Genomic DNA, 23,021 nt, shown 5'->3' with positions numbered 1-23,021 from the left:
CTAAAAATTGAAAGTAAGGAATACTATGAACAAGCATTTTTTATCGATCATTATAGCTGCTAGCTTGGGACTAACCGGATGTGGTGGCGACAGCAAAACAACGGGCGCCCCTACGATTGATCCCGATACTGCTGACAGCCTAAATGCAGAAACAAAAGTAAACTTTGATATTATCTCAAACCCAAGTTCGCCAATTATTGTAACGCCGACCTATTTAGCGATGGATCAAGAAGATGGCACACTCAGCATTGAGAGTACCGTTGATGATCCTACTGATATATCTAATCCAGTAGTGGCTATGGGAGCTACGGATGGTTGGAGTACCAGCCAACCGATCCTTGTCAACTTTAAAGGTAATCCATTAAACCCAGACAGTGCGGCTGGAAGTTTCTACCTGATAAAATCAGGCGATCCTACTGACACCTCAGATAGCACTGCGCCTATAAAGCTGGTTGAGGGGCAAGATTATCTTGTTCAAGCCTCTGGTGACACATTAACAGCAGTCTTACTTAAGCCCTTAGATCCTGCTAGCAATTATATGTTTGCTGTCACTAATACACTAAAAGATGATAAAAATAATCCTGTCGGTACAAGTGGTTCATACGCCACATTAAAATCGACGGCAACACCACCCTCTCCAGCCTTACTTCCAGCTCAGGCAGTGACCCAAGCAACCGAAGCTGCTTTTGCGCAAGTTGGGGTTGATAAAGACAGCATTATTTTCTCATCATGGTTTACCACAGCCTCTGTTGGTGATGTGCTTTTTGCAGCAAAATCCGCAACAGCATTAGCGATAAATAGTAAGCCGTCTGATATATGGAAAGGCACGGCAATCGACAGCAGTATTGATACAACTACCTTAGATAGCACCCTCTTTAATATTGATCGACCAACGTCTAAAGGAAATACACTCGTTGGTTTGGGTGAGATATTCACAGGTACGATTCACCTTCCCTATTTCCTAGATATGCAGCCAGATAAATTCTTAAATACGCCTTGGCAAAGTGGTATGCCGAGCCTTGCTAAAATTCAATACGTACTAGCAAATGGTACCGATGCCGAAAAGCTTGCCGTTCAAACAAAAATTGCAGAGCTAAATATCGATCCAACAGACTTTGCTAATGTAGCAACAGATCCCGCAGCACAACAACGCGTATTAACTGCGTTAACTGGCGCTGAAATTCTCTTACCTGATGGTAAGCAGTTAGATGAAGCAAGGCTGATCACTCGTTATAGCCCAGTGCCTAAACTGCGCTCAATCGCTTCAATCGAGTACACATTAGTACTACCTAACAATCCTAGCTGTAAAACTCCTTTATCTAACAGCGTTACCATTTACCAACATGGAGTGACAAGTAGTAAAGATACCCTAACTCAATCAGCACTTGCTGACACTATCATAGGCGATCAATGTCGTGCGATCTTTGCGATTAACCTTCCATTGCATGGTGATAGAGGTATAGGTGGCGTGACCGCAGCGGACAACCCATCTATTTATTTAAACCTTGGTGCACTAACGGTTGCCCGTGATAATTTACGTCAAAGTACGATTGATGTGATCAACCTAAAAGCATCAATTACACGTTTATTTGTACAAATAGGTACTTTGGCACAAACGGCACCAGATCAACTGGCAAACCTAGGCGCACTAGCAATGCTAAACCCTCAGGCAAAGGTTAACTTTACTGGTCACTCATTAGGTGCAATGACTGGGATTAATGTAGCAAATGTGACAAATCGTCCAACAGGCAACGACGCCGCAGATCAACTCTTCGCGATTGATCAATTTGCACTTGCAAACCCTGGCGCTGAGATCCCTTACTTACTATTAAATTCAGGAAGTTTTGGCAATCTCATCAAAGGGAATATTTTAGCAAGTTCAAATGCTGACTTTAAAAACCAATGTGGTGATACGCCGATACCACTTTGTTATCAAGGTTATGAAGCGGGATTAATTAGTGATGGTAGTGAAACCTCATTAGCAACGCTAAGCACAATTTATGACTCATTTACACAGTTTGCTTATGCCGCACAAACAGTGCTTGATAGTGTCGATCCTATTAACCATTCGTTATTAGTACCAAGCACTGCTTCTGTTTACCTAACCCAAGTACAAAATGATCAAACTATCCCTAATCTCACACCACCAGGAACAACAGTAACGGGTACTGAAATCCCTGTTCCTTATTCACCGTTTACAGGTACTACACCTCTACTCAAAACGATGCAATTGGCACCAACAACCGCATCGATTAATGGCACACTAGTGAAGAATGCGGTGTTATTTAACGCAGGAAGTCATTCATCATTACTCGATCCATCATCAGATGCTGCTGTAACAAGTGAAATGCAATCAGAAATGCATTCATTTATTAATGGTGATGGCAAAACATTAACCATAACGGATACAAATGTATTAAACGCAGCACCTTAAATCACATAACTAATCAATACCGCTCAAAGGCTAGCATTCTGCTAGCCTTTTTATTGCCTAATAATCCAATCAAAAACATCCTTTTAAGTGATTTAAAATCATACAACCTCAATAAAATGTGCTTCAAAACACATTTTGTCCTCGACATGTGCAAAAAATTAAGCAAACTGGTAAAAACGGTGTTATTTCACCCCTCTATTTCTGTGATTATGTACTCACTTTGAAACAGTCAAACTCGTGTAGTTCACAATTACCCAATAAAACGGATGGATCAAAGCTTTATGAACCCTGTAGTTATAGCGGTATGTATCATGCTGATACTCGCGTTAATGCGAGTGAATGTGGTGGTCGCGCTAACCTTTAGTGCCATTGTTGGCGGCCTTATTGGTGGAATGTCTCTCACTGATGCGGTATCAGCCTTTGAAGGTGGTCTTGGTGGCGGTGCAACCACAGCGCTTAGTTATGCCATGCTCGGTACGTTTGCCGTTGCAATCTCCCGTTCAGGTATCACTGATGTACTGGCGCAAAAAGTGATCAAGCGCATTAGCGGCCATAATAATGCCGCGGCTGCAACGGGCGTCAAATATAGCGTTCTTATCATTCTAGTCTTACTTGCCATTTCTTCTCAGAACGTTATTCCGGTACATATTGCTTTCATCCCAATTGTAATACCGCCGCTACTGCATGTTTTTGCCAAACTAAAATTAGACCGTCGTTTAATCGCTTGTGTATTAACCTTTGGTTTAGTCACCCCTTATATGGTGTTACCTATTGGTTTTGGCGGTATTTTCTTAAATAACATCTTACTTAAAAACTTACATGATAACGGCTTAGATGTATTAGCTAGCCAAGTACCCGTAGCAATGCTTTTACCTGCTTGTGGCATGTTATTTGGTTTATTGGTGTCTATTTTTATCAGTTACCGTAAACCACGTGAGTATTCCGTTGAAAAGATCCTTGCCAGTGAGCCAGAGAAAAAAGAAATCGACATGCGTCACGTCTATGTCGCTGTTGCCGCTATTTTTGCCGCACTAGGCGCACAATTATATAGTGGTTCGATGATCATCGGTGGCCTTGTTGGCTTTATGGTGTTTACTTTCACGGGCGTCATTAAGTGGAAAGAAACCCATGATGTGTTCACCAAAGGTGTTCATATGATGGCGATGATCGGCTTTATTATGATTGCAGCAGCAGGTTTTGCTGCGGTAATGAAAGCAACAGGCGGCGTAGAAACCTTAGTAAATTCCCTTGAAGCTGTGATTGGTAATAACAAACCTCTTGCTTCACTGCTAATGCTGGTTGTGGGTTTATTAGTAACCATGGGGATCGGTTCTTCGTTCTCAACCATTCCAATTCTAGCCACGATTTATGTACCGCTTTGTCTATCTTTTGGTTTCTCACCAATGGCAACCATCGCGATAGTAGGTACTGCAGCAGCATTAGGTGATGCGGGCTCTCCAGCTTCAGATTCGACCTTAGGTCCAACATCAGGTTTGAATGCGGATGGTCAGCACGATCATATTTGGGATTCGGTTGTACCGACATTCATCCACTATAACTTGCCATTAATTGGATTTGGTTGGTTAGCTTCTATGGTGCTATAAGCCATAGACTTTTTATTTATATAAACAAAAAAACCGCCAATTTGGCGGTTTTTATTTTTCAGCTAAACACTATTAAAATAACGTTTAGACGTAATAAATTATTCAGCAGAGGCTGCGTCACGGCGTTCAGCAACTTCTTTTAATAATGGCTGAAGCTCACCTTTTTGGAACATCTCAAGAATAATGTCACAACCACCAATAAGTTCACCATCAACCCATAATTGTGGGAAAGTTGGCCACTGCGCGTAAATTGGAAGTTCAGCGCGAATATCTGGGTTTTGTAGAATATCAACATATGCAAACTTTTCACCACAGCCCATTAGTGCTTGTGAAGCTTGAGAAGAAAAACCACAGCTCGGTAGCTTAGGTGAACCTTTCATGTAAAGTAGAATTGGGTTTTCTGCGATTTGCTGCTTAATTTTGTCGATAGTTTCCATAACTTCCTCGTACAACCTTAATAGTAATTACTTAAACCCTACCATTCTACTTGGTTATCGTCACCAATAAAAATATTTTCCCGTACTAAGCGAGTGCTTTTGATGCAATACCAGATCTCAGTTTCAATACCCTTGTTTTTTAAAAGGTCATTGACGCTTTGATTAACGAGGTATAGGGTATTTTTTTATTTCCAAGTCTTTTAATAAAGAAAAAAGTTGCTAAAATGAATCGGTCAGATTCAAAAATAATCAAGTAAGCCTTGATGCTTACTGGAAGCAATGATGTCGTGGTAAACACCACAAAACGAATAATATGGAGAATTGAGCAATGGCATTTGAACTACCAGCTCTACCTTACGCAATGAACGCTCTTGAGCCACACATTTCTCAAGAAACTCTTGAATACCACTACGGTAAGCACCACAACACTTACGTTGTAAAGCTTAACGGTCTTGTTGAAGGTACAGAGCTTGCTGAAAAGTCACTTGAAGAAATCGTACAAACTTCAACTGGCGGCGTATTTAACAATGCAGCTCAGGTATGGAACCACACGTTCTACTGGAACTGTCTAGCACCTAATGCTGGCGGTGAACCAACAGGTGAAGTAGCTGATGCTATCGTAAAAGCATTCGGTTCTTTTGCTGATTTCAAAGCAAAATTCACAGAGTCTGCAATCAACAACTTCGGTTCTTCTTGGACTTGGTTAGTTAAAATGGAAGATGGTTCATTAGAAATCGTGAACACTTCTAACGCAGGTTGCCCTATCGCTGAAGAAGGTCTTAAAATGACTCCTCTTCTAACAGTTGATCTGTGGGAACATGCTTACTACATTGACTACCGTAACCTACGTCCAAGCTACATGGACGCATTCTGGGCACTAGTTAACTGGGATTTCGTTGCTAAAAACCTAGCAGCATAATTACAGATTAAGTGACTTAATGAGAAACCGTGAATATTTATCAATATTCACGGTTTTTTTTAATATCAAATTGAATGATACCTAACAAACGCTTAAAAATAACATAACCCTGACAATGACTAACCCCAGCTAACCATTCACTGACATTATAATTGCGTATTTATTATACGCTTACTGCACACCGACACCCTTATCCCCCATAAGAGTTAAATGACGTGCACTATAAAAAATCATTTCCGCTACTACTCACTATTATAACTTTAGCTTCAAGTACTTATGCTTTAGCTAATGATAATGAAAAAAAACAAGCAATTCCTGTCACTGTCGAGCCTATTTCTACCAAAGAATTTGTTGCCACATTAAATGAAGTGGGAAAAATTAATGCGATTGATTTTGCAGAGCTCACATTCAGTGCTCCAGGTAAGCTTGTCGCTATCAATTTCAAAGATGGTGATGTGGTAAAAAAAGGTCAACTAATTGCAAAATTAGATAGCAGTAAAGCCAAAGCTGATCTTGATAAAGCAGCAAGCTCATTAACAACCGCAAGAAATAAAGTTAAACGTGTTATCGAGCTAAATAAAAAGCAACCCGGCGCATTATCTAAACAAGATTTTGAAGAGCTTCAAGATGCCGCTAACCTTGCTGCTGCTGATTATCGACAACAACAAGCTATTTTAAAAGATTATGCCATTACCGCTCCTTTTGATGGTGAACTGACCAACTTCACTAAATCAGCAGGAAGTATTATTGATGCAGCGACACCTCTAGTAAGTATTTATAACCTCAACCCTGTTGAAGTCTCCTACACCATTAGCCAAAACGATTTAGGAAAGGCTGTAAAGGGTCAGCCAATTACGGTTACTGTAGAAGCATACAAAGATATGACATTTAACGGCATTGTTGATTACGTTGCACCAGCCGTTAATAAAAATACGGGGCGTGTGGCTATTCATGCTCGTATCGAAAACCCCAACCATATTTTGGCCCCAGGTATGTTTGCCCAAGTAAGCCAAATGGTAAACGGTCGAACAAATCGTATTATTGCGCCACAAAACGCCATTCTTGCCCACAATGAAGATCGCTATGTTTGGGTTGTCGATAAAAACAACATTGCTACTAAGCGTTACCTAACTTTAGGTAACAACCTTAATAATGGCTATGTAATTGTTGAAAAAGGCTTAAAGGTAGATGACATTGTTGTTGTCACTGGTCATCAAAAAATCGATGATGAAACTTTAGTAAATATCATCAAGACTCAAGCACCAACAGCTGATGCGCCAGCACAAGAAAAGAAAAAGAAAACCACCGATCCTGCCACTGCTGCAAAAAAAGATGACAAAACAGTAACGGAGCCGAATCATGAAGCTACCTGAAGTCTGTATTAAACATCCTGTTTTTGCTTCAGTTATAAGTATTGCAATTATTCTTATTGGTTTGTTTTCTTTTCAAAAGCTTGCAATTCAATATTTCCCAGAACACAACACCCCCAAAGCAACGGTTACCGCCAATATTGATGGTGCCAGTGCTGACTTTATGTCGCGAAATGTCGCAACACATTTAATTAATGCCGCCACAGGGTTAGAAAGCGTTGATAATATGACGACTGACTGTACCCAAGGTAAATGCACATTAAATGTAAAGTTTAGCGATGGTATTACTGATGTTGAATATGCAAACTTAATGAATAAGTTACGTAGTAGCATTGAAGCCATCGTTGATTTTCCACCAAGTATGGTTGATAAACCGACGGTTACCGATGATTCAGGTGATAAGGGCTCAGCCAGTAACATTATTACCTTCATCAATAAAGGGACAATGAGCTCGCAAGAGATGTACGACTTTATTGGTCAACAAATCAAACCGCAGTTTAGACATATTCAAGGTGTCGGTGGGGTATATGGACCGTATGGTGGTGCAGCTAAAGCTGTCCGTGTTTGGCTTAACCCAAATCGTATGATGGCACTCAATGTTAAACCTGCTGATATTGTTACAACACTTAGCGCATACAGTTCATCATTTACGGTTGGTCAGATCGTTGGGGAAGCACGTAATTTCCAAATTAACCCAGTGACTCAAGTAACCAGTGTTAAAGATGTACAAGATCTCGTTATCCGAGTCGATGATGGCAACATCATCCGTATTAAAGATGTTGCTGATGTCAAAATGGGTGAAAACAGCCTGACCCCGAGCAAACTTAAAGTGAATGGTGAAACTGCTATGTCACTACAGGTGCTGCCACTTAAGAGTGAGAACCCTGTTGATGTTGCCGCACGTGTAAAAGCTGAAATCGCAAAAATGCAACAACACTTGCCAGATGGCTTAGAAATGAAGATGGTCTATAACCAAGCAGATTTCATTCAAGAATCTATTGACCAAGGCTTCCATACCCTCTTTGAAGCTATCGTTTTAGTATCAGTAATTGTGGTACTTTTCCTTGGCTCACTGCGTATTGCATCAATCCCAATTATCACTATCCCAGTATGTATTATTGGTGTTTTTGCAGTAATGTCATTTCTTGGTTTCAGCATTAATGTACTGACTATTTTAGCCATTATCCTTGCGATCGGCCTTGTGGTTGATGATGCTATCGTAGTGGTTGAAAATTGTTATCGCTATATAGAAGAAGGTGAAACACCGCTTAATGCTGCCATTAAGGGGAGTAATGAAATTATCTTCCCAGTAATAGCAATGACAATGACCCTTGCAGCCGTTTACCTGCCTATTGGTTTAATGTCAGGTATGACAGCTGATCTGTTCCGCCAATTTGCTTTTACCCTTGCAGCATCAGTGATCATCTCAGGTATGGTTGCTCTAACACTTTCCCCTATGATGTGTGCTTATTTAATTAAACCGGTAGCACAACAACCTAAATGGTTCGCTGCAATTGATAAGCAGATTCACAAGCTATCACTAGGTTACACGAAACAACTCTCTAAATGGTTTGATCGAAAAGCATTGATGGGTGGGATAGCACTTGCGCTCATTGCCCTATCTGGTGTCGCAGTATGGTCTATGCCACAAGTATTGTTGCCGACAGAAGATACTGGCTTCATTGATGGTAGTTCAGAAGCACCGACAGGTGTCGGTCGTCGTTATCATATTAAGCATAACTCTGAGCTAAATACGGTTATGGAAGATAACAAAGATATTGCTGCGAATTTATCTTATATCGAAGCAACACCATCCAATCATATTTTACTCGAACCTTGGGGTAAACGTACTAAACCAGCAGATGAGATCGTTTCTGAACTGACTGAAAAAGCAGCAAGCACTCTGTCTGCATACAGTATGTCATTTAGTGTGCGCTCTGCTGATGGTCTAAATGCAGCAACCAATTTAAAACTGCAGCTTAAGACCGTTAATCGAGATAATACGAAGCTTAATGACACCGCTAACCGCATTGTTAAAAAGTTAAGTGAGTATAAAGGCTTAACTCGCGTTAAAAGCTCATTACTTCGAGATCAACTCCGATATGACTTACGTATTGACCGTAACGCAATCATCTTGTCAGGCGTTGCTTATACCGATGTAACCAATGCACTATCGACCTTCCTTGGCTCATTGAAAGCGGCAAACTTACAGGCTGATGATGGTTACACCTACCCTATTCGTGTTCAAGTAAACCGTAAAGATCTGGGTAACTTCGATATTATTGATAAACTTTATGTGGCGTCAGAATCGGGGCAGAATATTCCTTTGTCTGAGTTCGTTTCAATTAAAGCAGTAACATCTGAGTCCAGTTTTAAGACTTATATGGGACAAAATAGTGCTGAGATCACAGCGACATTAATGCCAGGTTATACCGCAGGTGATGTACGTGATTACATTGATGAAAATGTACCTGAGCTACTTGATGACTCGCAGAGCTATGCCTACGACGGTGTGGTTAAAGAGTTAATGGACTCACAGGATGGTACACAAACGTTATTTTTAATGGCGCTAATTTTCATCTATCTGATCTTAGCTGCGCAATTTGAAAGTTTCGTTGATCCACTGATCATCCTTCTTACCGTACCTTTGTGTATTGTAGGCGCTGTATTGACCCTCTGGGTCTTTGGGCAAAGCCTCAATATTTACTCACAAATAGGCTTATTAACCTTGGTCGGATTGGTCACTAAACACGGTATCTTGCTGGTTGAATTTGCCAATGAGCAACGTAAGCATGGTAAAACTGCCATTGATGCTGCAATCCATAGTGCTCGCTCACGTTTACGTCCAATTTTAATGACATCATTGACCATGATTTTAGGTGCCCTACCGTTGGCGTTTGCATCAGGTCCTGGCTCATTAGGTCGCGTAAATATTGGCTTGGTATTAGTGGGTGGATTAACCGCTGGCACATTTTTCTCGCTATTTCTCGTTCCAGTCGCTTATGTAGGGATGAGTAAATTAAGAGAAAAAGACGTACTCAAAACTATTTTAGGTGGTCGTGGTTTACGTCAACGTAAACAACACTAAATTAAAGTCACTATAAACAAAAACGCCTGCATCACTGCAGGCGTTTTTTATTATCAACTGACTAATATTATGCTTTTTCAGACAAGATAATACGTAACGTACGACGAAGTGGCTCAGCAGCACCCCATAGTAGCTGATCACCAACAGTAAAGGCGTTCAGGTAATCATCACCCATCGCGAGTTTACGTAGACGACCTACAGGTACCGATAGTGTGCCCGTTACTTTAGCTGGGCTTAGCTCTTGCACTGTTACATCACGATCATTCGGGATAACTTTTACCCAATCGTTATGCGATGCAATAATTTCTTCGATTTCATCTAACGGTACATTTTTCTTCAGCTTCAATGTTAGTGCTTGGCTGTGACAGCGCATCGCACCAATACGTACACAAGTACCATCGATTGGGATTGGAGAATCCTCTAAGCCAAGAATTTTGTTCGTTTCAACAGACGCTTTCCACTCTTCTTTGCTTTGACCATTTTCACGCTTCACATCAATCCAAGGGATCAGAGAACCGGCTAATGGCGCACCAAACTCTTGTGATGGAAAATCGCTTGAACGTAATGTATCTGCAACCTTACGGTCAATATCAAGAATTGATGTTGATGGATTCGCAAGCTCGCTTGTCACTGAATCGTTAATCACACCCATTTGGCTGATCAACTCACGCATGTTCTTAGCACCAGCACCAGAGGCTGCTTGATACGTTTGTGACGTCATCCACTCAACAAGTCCAGCTTTATATAGGCCACCAACAGCCATCAGCATCAAGCTAACAGTACAGTTACCACCAACATAGGTATTGGTACCATTGTGAATACCTTGCTGAATTTGATCAAAGTTAACAGGATCAAGTGTAATAATTGATTCTGGCTTCATACGTAATGTTGATGCCGCATCAATCCAGTAACCTTTCCAACCAGCTTGTCGTAATGCTGGATACACTTTTTCAGTATAACCGCCACCTTGACAGGTAATAATGGCATCAAGTTTTTTTAAGCTTTCTAAATCAAAAGCATCTTGCAGCATGCCAGCATCTTTACCTAAATTAGGCGCTGGAATACCAATCTGAGAGGTTGAATAGAATACAGGGTCAATCAGTTTAAAATCGCCCTCTTCGACCATACGTTGCATCAGTACAGAACCGACCATACCACGCCAACCAACTAAACCTACTTTCATCATTTGCTACTACACTCCCTGTCGTAATTTAACTGCTGTTTCCATCTATAGAGATTTAACGGCTTAAAAACAAGCATAATTTTAATATCTACTTAAAAATACTATCGTAAAAAAGAGTAACAATCTTTGTTAATTTATCGATATTTGAATTTCTTATCACTGGTATTAGTTATTTTTATAAGCTCAAAAATGCAACAACAAAGAAGAATAAAGCAGCAAAAAGGCTTAAAAAGCGATACTTAACGTGTACTTTTAGCCTCAAATATGGAATTAAACAATCAAGTCCATATAATTCAATCAAACACATATCTTTGAAAATACCCAGCTATCCTGATAGTCTCTCCAATCGATTTTTATTAGATATATTATTCATTAATTAAGAGAATTTTAGTTTTATAAACTAATTACAACGTTATCATTATGTTTTGAAACAAATAACCAGAACAATAAAACCAATATACAAACACAAAATAAAAACCATTTTTTAACAAAATAAATACAAAAAAAGCAGTGCTTTTGCCTATCTTTTAAAGCAAAAGACTCAGGTCACATAAAGAAACATTATTTATCGCGGTTTTAGAACCACCTGCTAGAGTAGCCAACTTTGTTACAAGCTGTGATGCACGTGATTTATTAACCAGTATAGAAATATTAATTACTGACTTTGGGCTAACAGCTCATTTACAGGTACGATAAACAAGGTTAGAAGTATGGAAAAACAGACTGTCGTGAAACTACCCTCGTTGATGCAAGTTCTTGTTGCTCTCGGTATTTTCCTTGCACTAGCATTCTCATTTACCGCTAAGTTAAATTTGCCTATTCAGCTAGCACTCTACATCGGCTGGTTCATCATTATCGGACTAGGTATAAAACTAGGTCATGATTACAAGTCATTAGAAAAAGCCGCAACAAAAGGTATTGCGAACGGTCTTGGTGCCGTATTAATTCTGCTTGCAGTTGGTGCGCTTGTGGGTACTTGGATTGCAGGTGGTATTGTTCCAACCATTATTTATTACGGTCTAAAAGCCATCCACCCATCCATTTTCTTGCTAGCAACAATGATCATTTGTTCATTAACAGCGTTAGCAACCGGTACTTCTTGGGGTGCCGCAGGTACGGCTGGTATCGCTATGATGGGTATAGGCCAAGGTCTAGGTATTCCCGCGCCTATGACCGCTGGTGCTGTTCTTTCTGGCTGTTACTTCGGTGATAAAATGTCACCACTTTCAGACTCTGTGATCCTTGCATCTTCTATGTCTAACGTAGAAATTATGGAGCACATTAAAGGCATGTTACCGATCGCATTAATCAGTTATGTGATCACTGGTATTATGTTTACTGTTGTGGGCTACCACTACGCCGGTAACGTCGACATGTCTCAAGTAGATTCTGTGATTCAAGCAATGGATAAGCAATTTGTTATCTCACCATTGTCTTTTATCCCTGTGGCTATTGTCTTGGTATTACTGGCTTTACGCTTACCATCATTCCCTGTTATTACGCTAGGTTCTCTATTGGGTATTATTTGGGCGGTAATGATCCAAGGTATGGATCCTTTAGTTGCCTTTAATACTGCATGGGCACCATTTTCTATTAGCTCTGGTGTTGAATTTATTGATGCGATCCTAAACCGTGGTGGTATGTCGTCGATGCTTGGCTCTGTTGCCGTGATCATCTTCGGTCTTGGTTTTGGTGGTCTATTAGATAAAGTCGGTGTACTGCAAACTATTGCTCGTCTATTTGAAAAGCGTGTGAATTCTGCAGGTAGCCTATCCGTTTCCACTATTGCTACTGCTTTCCTTGGTAACGTATTTGGCTCTGCGATGTATGTATCACTGATCCTAACTCCTAAAATTTGTGCAAAAAATTACGACCGTCTAGGCTATCAACGTAAGAACCTTTCTCGTAACGCTGAGTTTGGTGGTACGTTGACCTCAGGTATGGTGCCGTGGAGTGATAACGGTATTTATATGGCAAGCATTTTAGGTGTTGCTACGTTCTCATACGCACCATTTATGTGGTTAAGCTTCGTTTGTATTATCGTAACAATTGTCTGTTCATTCATGGGATGGTTTGTGGATCGCTGTCCACCAGCATCAGAAGCCCAATTAGCACAAGATGATGAAGAAGAAGCACTTGCTGTTAAACAGTTAACTTCATAATATTTATTAAGCATAAAGAATAAGCCCCATTATATTAGCCAAATAATGGGGCTTATTTGTTTCTATACATATTATTCATTTCGTAGTTCAACCATTCCTTCCGTTACAATAAAATCAATAATAACCTCGAGTCCCTCCGCTTGCTTTAGATTGGTAAATACAAAAGGTTTGGTTGGTCTCATTCTTTGAGTATCTTGCTCCATCACCTCCAATGACGCACCAACATATGGTGCTAAATCAATTTTATTAATCACCAATAGATCTGAACGGGTGATGCCAGGGCCTCCTTTTCTGGGTATTTTTTCTCCTTCAGCAACATCTATTACATAAATGGTTAAGTCAGCCAGTTCAGGACTAAACGTTGCACTTAAGTTATCGCCACCGCTTTCAACAAAAACAATATCTAAATTTTTATGTCGTCTTGCTAACTCATCAACCGCCGCAAGATTCATCGATGCATCTTCACGTATAGCGGTATGTGGGCACCCCCCAGTTTCGACACCAATAATCCTATCGGGCGCTAATGCTTCTGCACGCGTTAAGATTTTGGCGTCTTCTTGGGTATAAATATCATTAGTAACAACCGCAATATTCAACTTGTTACGAATCGCTTTACATAACACTTCAAGCAAAGCTGTTTTTCCAGAGCCAACAGGACCACCGACACCAATACGTAACGGTTGTTTATATTCTGTCATCATCATAACAATCCTTTTATGAGCGAAATAAGCGAGTATATTGCGTTTCGTGACGGCTACTTGCGAGAGATAAAGCAGGCATATAGCTACCAATATTAAGATCAGAAATCTGTGCTGAGCGCTCTATCGCAGATGGAAAATGTTCAACTAATTGTATTAATGCTTGTTGCCCCGCCGTTTGCCCAAGAGGAACAAGCTTAACGCCAGCCATCACCATATTCTCAGCCCAACTCCATAAATATCCTTGAGATAATGGTATACATGGAATATTCCAATGATGTGCTGCCAAGACAAACCCTAATAACTGGTTTTGATTTAGCGCGTTTATATGCTCAACACCATGTGTCGGTACATTTAATTGGGCTAATAATGTAAATAGCGCACGACCACGTTGCTGCTCTTCAGCACGTAATTCTTTTGTTTCACGGCACGCGTATAAATACTCACTCCATGTCGTTATGCTTTTAAAATCATGAACTTTAATTGCTTGGTAATAACGTCGTAAAATTGGTAACTCAAGCGTTGCCATACTTTGTTCAACAATGGTTACTAACCATGATACTAATGCTTTTACATCCTCAATCCATTTCGCCTCAACCGCCCATTCCATCCCTTGTGAATAAGTAAAGCCACCGATTGGCAATGACGGACTCATCAATTGATATAATCGATATTGCGCTATTGGCGTTATAACCTGACTAGCATCGAGATTACTTTTTTGCATACACTGCAACCAAAACGATAACAGTGAAGAGTGCAAAACAAATCGATAACGAAAGTAAATCAAGCCACTGTGTTGGATGAAACAATGCTGACTGCAATAAATGGTGAGTTGAATTTTCTGTTTGATGCCCCGCATGAGCCCACACAGAAGATGACGAAAATAAACTTAGTATTAACAGCAAATAGAATTTCATAACGCATATCCTTATAGAGTTATAAATAATTAATGATGGTGGCTACTAGAAGATCCGCCATAAGCACCGCTCTCAGGCTCAAAAGGTTCGCAATCGCACATCACATCACCACCAAGTCCTTTTACCATTTCATCTAACACATGATCATGTTGATAACGTAACCAGAGATGAGATATCTGTAATGGAACATGTCGGTTTCCTAAGTGGTAAGCAATCTTCATAAGTTTTAATCCATCACCACAATAGACTGTTGAGACTTTTTCAGGCGCTGCTTTTATCTCAACGGTAATACCACAGCGGCTTACCAACTGTTCTCCTCCTCTTAATATATGACCACGAGGTAAAAATAATCCTGCTTCCCGTCCATCGTCTAAATATACTTTTAATCGACTTTTTATCCGACTTTCTATGGGTAAACTTAAATACGTCTGGGGTGGATTGATGCTATCTGTTTTTATTGCTATCAGCTCTATCATTGGTATCCCTCCGTCATTTTTTAGCTTCCGTAGCTTCGATTACTTAATTATTTACTTCGACTTATCACGTTATTTAAAACAAATAACGTTGAAGTAAATGCAGTTAAAATAAAAAGTATCGTTGTGCCATCGGTAATTCAGATACGGGTTCACAAGTTAGCAATTCACCATTAGCGCGTACTTGATAAGTTTGAGAGTCGACTTCAATCGTTGGTTGCCAGCTATTAAGCTTCATATCACTTTTTCCGATCGTTCGGCATTGCTTTACAACACCAATCAGGCTGCCTAATCCAAGCTGTTCAGCAACGCCTTCTTTTTGCGCTTGCTGCGATAGAAATAACATAGAGGTTTGTTTCGCAGCCTCGCCAAAGTGACCAAACATCGGGCGATAATGCACAGGTTGAGGCGTCGGGATCGAGCCATTCGGATCGCCCATGGGTGCCATTGCAATCATCCCACCTTTAATAATTAAACTCGGTTTAACGCCAAAAAAAGCGGGCTTCCACAGCACTAAATCGGCAAGTTTGCCTTTTTCAATCGATCCCACTTCATGTGACATCCCATGAGTAATAGCAGGGTTGATAGTATATTTTGCAATATAACGTTTTAAGCGAAAGTTATCGTTATCTTGGCTATCTTCCGGTAGTGAGCCACGTTGTACTTTCATTTTATGGGCCGTTTGCCACGTTCTGAGGATCACTTCTCCTACTCGTCCCATTGCTTGTGAATCTGAAGCAATCATCGAAAACGCACCGAGATCATGCAAGATATCTTCAGATGCAATGGTTTCTCGACGAATTCGAGACTCTGCAAACGCAACATCTTCTGCAATAGAGGGAGATAAGTGATGGCAAACCATTAACATGTCGAGATGTTCATCAACGGTATTAATCGTATAAGGTCGGGTCGGATTAGTAGAGGATGGAAGGACGTTATGCTCACCACAAGCCCGAATAATATCAGGTGCATGTCCACCACCTGCCCCTTCCGTATGATAGGTGTGAATAACCCGATCGCCTATTGCTGCCAACGTGGATTCAACAAAGCCAGATTCATTTAAGGTGTCGGTATGGATCGCAACTTGCACATCCATCGCATCAGCAACCGTTAAACAGGTATCAATTGATGCTGGTGTGGTACCCCAATCTTCATGCAGTTTTAAGCCTACGACACCTGCGGCAACTTGTTCTTGTAATGGGCGAGGCTGACTACAATTACCTTTACCAAGTAAGCCGAAATTCATGGGAAAATGATCTAACGACTGCAACATGCGATGGATATTCCAACTTCCCGGTGTACAGGTTGTCGCATTCGTCCCTGTTGCAGGTCCTGTTCCTCCTCCGATCATGGTGGTGATCCCTGAGGCTAGTGCTTCTTCAATTTGTTGTGGGCAAATAAAGTGAATATGGGAATCAATCCCTCCAGCCGTTAATATATTGCCTTCACCAGCAATAATTTCCGTTCCAGCTCCTATCGCAATTGTCACTTCGGGCTGAATATCAGGATTTCCTGCTTTACCTATTGCACTGATCCGTCCGTTTTTTACCGCGACATCTGCTTTTACAATGCCCCAATAATCTAAAATAATCGCATTCGTGATCACCAGATTTGGCGTATCAAACGTTGAAGCTTGCCCTTGCCCCATACCATCACGGATGACTTTACCCCCGCCAAATTTTACCTCATCACCATAGACGGTATAATCCTTTTCAACTGACAACCATAACTCGGTATCTGCAAGTCTGACTTTATCTCCAACGGTAGGACCAAACATTTCTGCGTACGCTTGCCTTGGGATAGATGCCATTCTTCATCCTTAACAGGTTATAACTCACCCATAATTTTCCCTTGAAAACCAAAAACCTGACGTTTACCTGAATACTCCACCAGCTCAATGGTACGCTTTTGTCCTGGTTCAAAACGTATTGCTGTTCCTGCCGGAATGTTAGGTCTATACCCCCGACATGCCTCTCGTTCAAACACCAGAGCATCATTTACTTCATAAAAGTGGTAATGGGAACCGATTTGAATAGGCCGGTCACCGACATTCATCACAACCACTTGTGTTGTCTTTCGATCAGCATTAATAGTGATATCACCTTTAGCCACCATGATTTCACCGGGTATTAGAGGCGGTTCGGTTTGCTCAATTTTCGCCATAATCCCTCATACAATCGGTTCGTGAATCGTCACAAGCTTTGTTCCGTCAGGAAATGTCGCTTCTACTTGCACATCAGGGATCATTGACGCTATTCCTTCCATAACATCTGCCGATTTCAGCAATGTGCGACCATAATCCATTAACTCTGCAACCGTCTTCCCTTCTCTAGCACCTTCCATGATTTCAGCACTAATAAAGGCGATAGATTCTGGATAATTCAATTTGATCCCACGTTTTAAACGATCTTTTGCCAATAATGCTGCGCAATAAAGTAGTAATTTATCTTTTTCTCGTGGGGAGAGTTCCATCCTTCACTCCTTATCCCTAACCGTTAAGTTGCCCAAATTCTTGGCTTCGCTGGTATTTCGTGAAACCACTGTTGCCGTACTAATTGCCAAATTTCGACAAACACAGATAATATTGTTTCGCTCCAATTAGCGAGGGCTCTAATTACCATCAATCCCTCTAACTGAGTAACACCTATTACTAAATCAAATAAGTGATACTTTTTGCATATATTATTTAGCAACACTTGTACCATTTCGAATACGATAGGATCTTTATTGGTTATATATAAACTTGACGATAAACTAAACCCCCGTAACCCATTGATATAAAAAGGACAATCCTCCCCCTCTAAGGCGAGTCGCTCAATTAATATTTTTTCACCTGCTATTTGTATTTCCGTCTTCCCCATTAAACTGCCGTTATCAAAGCCCTCATTCAGTGCAGGTCGTCCAAAACAGTGCATTTCCCATCCCATAAATCGAGCAGTTTCAGCCAATATAATTGTGCTGTTTAGCTTCACTTTGGCATCATTAAAAAAGATATTTTCTTGTGGTAACCACTCTAAAATTCCGCCATCGGATACCGTCAGGCATTGCGTTTGTTCTGCCCATTGCTCCGCTGAGCGATAAAATTTTGTTGCGCCAGGGGTGGTAACTAATGCATGAGCATAGTTATCTACATTAGTATGAATGGTCAATGTATCGCCCCCGACAACACCACCAGGAGGATGTAATAGATAGGTATGACAGATATTTTTTTCAGGATAAAACGGTCGTTGAACAGCCAGTGGACCATATTGTTGTCGATGCGCTAATACTGTTTTATTATTTTTAACAGCGAAGCCTAATGACAACTTAGCTTGCCAACCGCGATGTGAAAACGGGTTATCATTATCTATGATAAAAGAAGGATCACTCATACAGTCAGATACTCCGTAATTAGCCCTTGCTCTAAATCTTTCATTGCGCCATTAGCAACATTTCTCCCACGATCCAATAAACAAAAATGATCACCAACTCGACGGGCGAAAGGCAATTTTTGTTCAACCAATAAAACAGTTAAGCCAAAATCGATATTTAGTTTTTGGATAATATCGCCAATTTCTTGCACAATATTTGGCTGAATACCTTCGGTTGGCTCATCTAAGATAAGTAATTGAGGATCAACAACTAGCGCTCTGGCAATCGCAAGTTGTTGCTGCTGTCCACCCGATAAATCCCCGCCGTAACGATGACGCATTTGGTGTAAAACAGGAAAAAGTTGGTAGATATAATCAGGAATAGTCCGATTTGCCTTATCGCGTACAGGCAAACCAACAGATAAGTTCTCTAGCACTGTGAGCATGGGAAAAATTTGTCGACCTTGGGGCACATAACCCACCCCTAAATAAGGGCGCTCTTCGGCTTTAGCTTTCGAGATATCACGGGTATTGAGTGAAATCGCTCCCTGCTTTATCGGTAATAACCCCATAATACATTCCAGTAAGGTAGTTTTCCCTACACCATTGCGCCCCATAAGTACGGTACATTGCCCTTTTGGAACATGTAGGTTCACATCCCACAACGTATGGCTTTCACCATAAAATTGATTAACACCAGTGACATTTAGCATATTCATTCCCCCAAATAGACTTGAATAACTTCAGGATCGGCTTGTACTTGTGCCATTGTGCCTTCTGCTAAAATACCACCTTGATGCATAACCGTTACATGACTGGCAATTGAACGAACAAAATCCATATCGTGTTCAACCACCACCACAGAATGCTTTCCGGCAAGGCTATTTAACAACTCAGCAGTACGATCCATTTCTTGATGTGTCATGCCTGCAACGGGTTCATCCACCAACAGTAATTTGGGGCTCTGCATTAACAACATACCGATCTCTAACCACTGCTTCTGACCATGAGAAAGGTTGCCAGCAAGAGAGTCTTTCTCATTATGTAGGTTAATCAATGTAAGTACCGACTCCAACGTATCACGTTGCTCACCATTTAATGTTGCACGTAACAGTTGCCATACTTTCCGCTCACCGGACATAGCAAGCTCAAGGTTATGCCAGACTGATAAACACTCAATAACAGTTGGCTTTTGAAACTTACGTCCAATACCGGCATTAGCGATATCCGCTTCAGACATCCTCAATAAATTAAGTGATGAGCCTAACCAAACTTGCCCAGAATCTGGTTTAGTCTTCCCCGTAATAATGTCCATCATGGTGGTTTTCCCTGCGCCATTTGGCCCAATAATGCAGCGTAATTCCCCTTCTTTAATGTACAAATTCAGATCATCAATCGCTTTAAAGCCATCAAATGATTTATTCACTCCTTCTAAATACAACAAGATATTATGGCTGGTATTGACTAAAGGGTGTTGTTGGGTTTGCATAAACCGAAACACTTTTTCACGTTCAGTCAGCGCTTGAAACGTTGAACTTAACGGCAATATTTTGGATAACGCACTCATGATTTTGCCTCCATGAAATAGCGCTTAATATGGCTAAATGTGGGTAAGCGAAAACGACGCAATGCTGGCGTAGAGCAAACGCCAATTACGCCTTTAGGTAAATACAATGTCGATAAGACAAACAGCGCCCCTAGGGCAAATAACCACACTTCAGGTAACTCAACCGTAAACCAGCTTTTGGCATAATTGACAAGTAATGCCCCCGCAATGGCACCAAATAAGGTTGCTCTGCCCCCAAGCGCAACCCACACGACAATTTCAATCGAGTTTAATGGCGAGAACTCACCGGGGTTAATGATCCCAACTTGTGGTACATATAAAGCACCAGCAATCCCCGCAAGCACTGCTGATAAAATAAATAACCACAGCTTAATATTATCAACGTCATAGCCCATAAACCGGGTACGTTGCTCGGTGTCACGAATGGCCATCGCCACGCGTCCAAGACGGCTATTAATCACATAGCGACATAAACAATACGCCAAGATTAATGCTGTGGTTGTCGCTGCAAATAACATCACTTTGGTCATGTCACTTTGCAGGCTAAAACCTAAAATATCTTTAAAATCGGTTAAGCCATTATTACCACCAAATCCCATCTCATTACGGAAGAAAGCAAGCATTAATGCATAGGTTAATGCTTGGGTCATGATGGATAGATACACCCCAGAAACACGCGAGCGAAATGCTAACGAACCAAAGACATACGCCAATAAACCGGGAACAAGCAAAATCATCAAGCAAGCAAAAAGAAACGAATCAAAGCCATACCAAAACCACGGTAATTCAGACCAATTAAGGAAAACCATAAAATCAGGTAACACAGGATGTCCATATACCCCACGCTCACCAATTTGACGCATTAAATACATGCCCATGGCATAACCGCCGAGTGCAAAAAAAGCACCATGACCCAAACTTAATATCCCTAAATATCCCCATACTAAATCAACCGCTAATGCCAATAAGGCAAAACTCAAATATTTACCCAATAAAGAAACGGTAAACGTTTCTATATATAACGGATGAGATTCAGGCAGCCATAAATTACAAAGAGGAATAAATAATAAGATCGAGAACAATATTGATAATATTATTTTCCCACCACGATCTTGACTTAAAAACGACCTTTTATCTAATAATGATTGACGGTTCATAGCAGCTCCTTAGCTAATTAACCTTCTGATACTCGACCTCGTTGAGGAAATAATCCTTTAGGACGTTTTTGAATAAATAAAATAATAAAGATAAGAATAAATATTTTTGCTAATACCGCACCAGCCCAAGGCTCTAATACTTTATTAAAGATCCCTAAACTTAATCCAGCCACCAATGTTCCCCAAATATTTCCGACGCCACCAAAAACAACCACCATAAATGAATCGATAATATAGCTTTGTCCCATGTTAGGGCCGACATTGGTCAATTGTGATAGCGCAACACCTGCAATACCGGCAACACCCGAACCTAAACCAAAGGTTAATGCATCAACCCGCTCAGAGCGTATCCCCATTGCTTTAGCCATTGAACGGTTTTGCGATACTGCGCGAACTTGCAATCCAAGCGAGGTTTTTCTTAGTACCAATAACAACGCAACAAATACAGCGAAGCAAAACAGTAAAATATACAGTCGGTTATAAGTGATCATTAGCATTGGGTTAATACTAAAAGCACCAGACATAAATTCAGGCGTACTAACCGAACGATTTAACGGTGAGAATACACTTCGTACCGCTTGCTGTAAGATCAAGCTGATACCAAATGTTGCGAGTAATGTTTCTAGAGCTCGTCCATATAAATGACGAATCACAAGCCGTTCTATAATGATCCCAACCAGACCAGAGACAATAAACGCCGCAGGGATCGATAATAATAAAGCGATAGCAATATGATGCGGTAACAATTGCTGCATCACATATGTGGTATATGCGCCAATCATGATTAACTCACCGTGCGCCATATTAATCACGCCCATCACACCAAAGGTGATCGCCAGACCAATCCCAGCGAGCACTAAAACTGAGCCTAAACTTAAGCCAAAAAAGACCGTTTCTATACCTGCATATAAGCGTTGCTGTTGCTTGTAGCTATCAAGCCCATGCTGGACGGCAAGTGCTGTCGCTGGTGCTAATGTCTGCGTCTGCAATTTACTAAGCGTTTGAAAAACTATAGGATTTTTATATTGGCTAATTTGATCAATCGCATCCCGTTGTCGTTGCCCTACTGCATGTTGTGCTTGGTAGTTTTCTATTGCCAATAACGCGATTTTTTTTACTTTATTTTTGGTCTCTATCTCATATAACGCTTTTATTTTAATATAGCGTTCAGGCGTTAGCTTTCCTAATAATGACAATACTGATTGATACCGCTGCTGCTCACTAATACTCGATAATCCTAATAATGCAAGTTGAGTATTAATTTCTTTACGTAATTTATTATTCACCCGTATTTTTTTAAAATCCCTCTTATTATCAATAATAATATTTTGGGTATTTATTATCGGTCTAGCACTCATACCTAATTTAAAGTCATTAATAACAACTAACTTCTTAGATGTCTTATTTAAATATAATTCTCCATTTAACCAAGCTGTGAGTATTTGCTCACTGCGGACTTTATTATCATTATTTGCCAACCATTCTATTGCCTTTATATTAGGTGGCGTTTTTTTCATCGTTAATATCGATACCAATGATGAATAGGAATCAATTGTAGAACCCCACACTGATGACGTTGTTATAGACATCATCATAACTATAAACATGATCACTCGAAGCAGCATAATGAGCATCCCTGAATAAAGAGAAAAAGCCCCTTTT

At 40.6% G+C, this 23,021-nt stretch carries 20 protein-coding genes; 6 read left to right on the top strand and 14 right to left on the bottom strand.

Features of this window, described 5'->3' with window-relative positions:
* The first annotated feature begins 25 nt into the window (after positions 1 to 25).
* Both BTO08_RS02770 and BTO08_RS02765 read left to right on the top strand, forming a co-directional pair.
* Positions 26 to 2,434, top strand: coding sequence for a VolA/Pla-1 family phospholipase (locus BTO08_RS02770; RefSeq protein WP_105059802.1), 2,409 nt, complete (start codon positions 26 to 28; stop codon positions 2,432 to 2,434).
* Positions 2,435 to 2,715: 281 nt separating this feature from the next.
* Complete coding sequence (locus BTO08_RS02765; RefSeq protein ID WP_105059801.1) at positions 2,716 to 4,038, top strand: Na+/H+ antiporter family protein; 1,323 nt, start codon at positions 2,716 to 2,718, stop codon at positions 4,036 to 4,038.
* Positions 4,039 to 4,136: 98 nt separating this feature from the next.
* On the opposite strand, the gene BTO08_RS02760 is transcribed toward BTO08_RS02765, so the two are convergent.
* Entirely contained in the window at positions 4,137 to 4,475 is a 339-nt protein-coding gene (locus tag BTO08_RS02760) for a Grx4 family monothiol glutaredoxin (RefSeq protein WP_006646537.1), read from the bottom strand.
* 328 nt (positions 4,476 to 4,803) lie between these two features.
* Here BTO08_RS02760 and sodB point away from each other — a divergent pair, with 328 nt between their 5' ends.
* From sodB to BTO08_RS02745, 3 genes are all read left to right on the top strand, one after another.
* Entirely contained in the window at positions 4,804 to 5,394 is a 591-nt protein-coding gene (gene sodB, locus BTO08_RS02755; protein ID WP_045083328.1) for a superoxide dismutase [Fe], read from the top strand.
* 215 nt (positions 5,395 to 5,609) lie between these two features.
* Complete coding sequence (locus tag BTO08_RS02750) at positions 5,610 to 6,767, top strand: efflux RND transporter periplasmic adaptor subunit (RefSeq protein ID WP_105059800.1); 1,158 nt, start codon at positions 5,610 to 5,612, stop codon at positions 6,765 to 6,767.
* Entirely contained in the window at positions 6,754 to 9,852 is a 3,099-nt protein-coding gene (locus tag BTO08_RS02745; RefSeq protein ID WP_105059799.1) for an efflux RND transporter permease subunit, read from the top strand. Before BTO08_RS02750 ends, BTO08_RS02745 begins: the two co-directional genes overlap by 14 nt.
* Before the next feature lie 67 nt (positions 9,853 to 9,919).
* On the opposite strand, the gene asd is transcribed toward BTO08_RS02745, so the two are convergent.
* On the bottom strand, positions 9,920 to 11,038 hold the full coding sequence (gene asd / locus BTO08_RS02740) for an aspartate-semialdehyde dehydrogenase (RefSeq protein ID WP_005368890.1): 1,119 nt from the start codon (positions 11,036 to 11,038) through the stop codon (positions 9,920 to 9,922).
* Positions 11,039 to 11,745: 707 nt separating this feature from the next.
* On the opposite strand from asd, the gene nhaC reads away from it, so the two are divergent.
* Positions 11,746 to 13,197 (top strand): Na+/H+ antiporter NhaC, encoded by a 1,452-nt coding sequence (gene nhaC, locus BTO08_RS02735; protein ID WP_105059798.1) that lies wholly within the window; start codon positions 11,746 to 11,748, stop codon positions 13,195 to 13,197.
* Between the two features lie 71 nt (positions 13,198 to 13,268).
* Here the strand turns inward: nhaC and ureG are convergent, their stop codons facing one another.
* The 12 genes from ureG to urtB all read right to left on the bottom strand — a co-directional run bounded on the left by ureG (position 13,269) and on the right by urtB (position 22,993).
* Positions 13,269 to 13,895: an urease accessory protein UreG gene (gene ureG / locus BTO08_RS02730; protein WP_105061297.1), complete on the bottom strand. Its 627-nt coding sequence runs from the start codon at positions 13,893 to 13,895 to the stop codon at positions 13,269 to 13,271.
* A 16-nt stretch (positions 13,896 to 13,911) separates the two neighbouring features.
* Positions 13,912 to 14,619: an urease accessory protein UreF gene (locus tag BTO08_RS02725; RefSeq protein WP_105059797.1), complete on the bottom strand. Its 708-nt coding sequence runs from the start codon at positions 14,617 to 14,619 to the stop codon at positions 13,912 to 13,914.
* Positions 14,606 to 14,812, bottom strand: a complete 207-nt coding sequence (locus tag BTO08_RS02720) for a hypothetical protein (RefSeq protein WP_105059796.1) — start codon at positions 14,810 to 14,812, stop codon at positions 14,606 to 14,608. The genes BTO08_RS02725 and BTO08_RS02720 overlap by 14 nt, the downstream gene beginning before the upstream one ends.
* A gap of 29 nt (positions 14,813 to 14,841) precedes the next feature.
* A complete protein-coding gene (gene ureE, locus BTO08_RS02715) occupies positions 14,842 to 15,288 on the bottom strand; it encodes an urease accessory protein UreE (protein ID WP_105059795.1) in 447 nt (148 codons plus the stop codon).
* A 103-nt stretch (positions 15,289 to 15,391) separates the two neighbouring features.
* Positions 15,392 to 17,095 carry an urease subunit alpha gene (gene ureC, locus BTO08_RS02710; protein ID WP_105059794.1) on the bottom strand — a complete coding sequence of 568 codons (1,704 nt, stop codon included), beginning with the start codon at positions 17,093 to 17,095 and terminating at the stop codon, positions 15,392 to 15,394.
* A gap of 17 nt (positions 17,096 to 17,112) precedes the next feature.
* Positions 17,113 to 17,448, bottom strand: a complete 336-nt coding sequence (locus tag BTO08_RS02705) for an urease subunit beta (RefSeq protein ID WP_105059793.1) — start codon at positions 17,446 to 17,448, stop codon at positions 17,113 to 17,115.
* A 6-nt stretch (positions 17,449 to 17,454) separates the two neighbouring features.
* Positions 17,455 to 17,757 carry an urease subunit gamma gene (gene ureA, locus BTO08_RS02700; protein WP_105059792.1) on the bottom strand — a complete coding sequence of 101 codons (303 nt, stop codon included), beginning with the start codon at positions 17,755 to 17,757 and terminating at the stop codon, positions 17,455 to 17,457.
* 23 nt (positions 17,758 to 17,780) lie between these two features.
* On the bottom strand, positions 17,781 to 18,656 hold the full coding sequence (locus BTO08_RS02695; protein WP_105059791.1) for an urease accessory protein UreD: 876 nt from the start codon (positions 18,654 to 18,656) through the stop codon (positions 17,781 to 17,783).
* Positions 18,653 to 19,348: an urea ABC transporter ATP-binding subunit UrtE gene (gene urtE / locus BTO08_RS02690; protein ID WP_105059790.1), complete on the bottom strand. Its 696-nt coding sequence runs from the start codon at positions 19,346 to 19,348 to the stop codon at positions 18,653 to 18,655. The genes BTO08_RS02695 and urtE overlap by 4 nt, the downstream gene beginning before the upstream one ends.
* Positions 19,349 to 19,350: 2 nt before the next feature.
* A complete protein-coding gene (gene urtD, locus BTO08_RS02685) occupies positions 19,351 to 20,202 on the bottom strand; it encodes an urea ABC transporter ATP-binding protein UrtD (RefSeq protein WP_105059789.1) in 852 nt (283 codons plus the stop codon).
* Complete coding sequence (urtC, locus tag BTO08_RS02680; protein WP_105059788.1) at positions 20,199 to 21,359, bottom strand: urea ABC transporter permease subunit UrtC; 1,161 nt, start codon at positions 21,357 to 21,359, stop codon at positions 20,199 to 20,201. The genes urtD and urtC overlap by 4 nt, the downstream gene beginning before the upstream one ends.
* Before the next feature lie 17 nt (positions 21,360 to 21,376).
* On the bottom strand, positions 21,377 to 22,993 hold the full coding sequence (gene urtB, locus BTO08_RS02675; RefSeq protein ID WP_105059787.1) for an urea ABC transporter permease subunit UrtB: 1,617 nt from the start codon (positions 22,991 to 22,993) through the stop codon (positions 21,377 to 21,379).
* Positions 22,994 to 23,021: the final 28 nt, after the last annotated feature.

The organism is Photobacterium angustum, assembly GCF_002954615.1.
GTDB classification, from domain to species: Bacteria; Pseudomonadota; Gammaproteobacteria; order Enterobacterales; family Vibrionaceae; genus Photobacterium; species Photobacterium angustum_A.
This window is presented reverse-complemented; position numbering and strand designations above follow the sequence as displayed.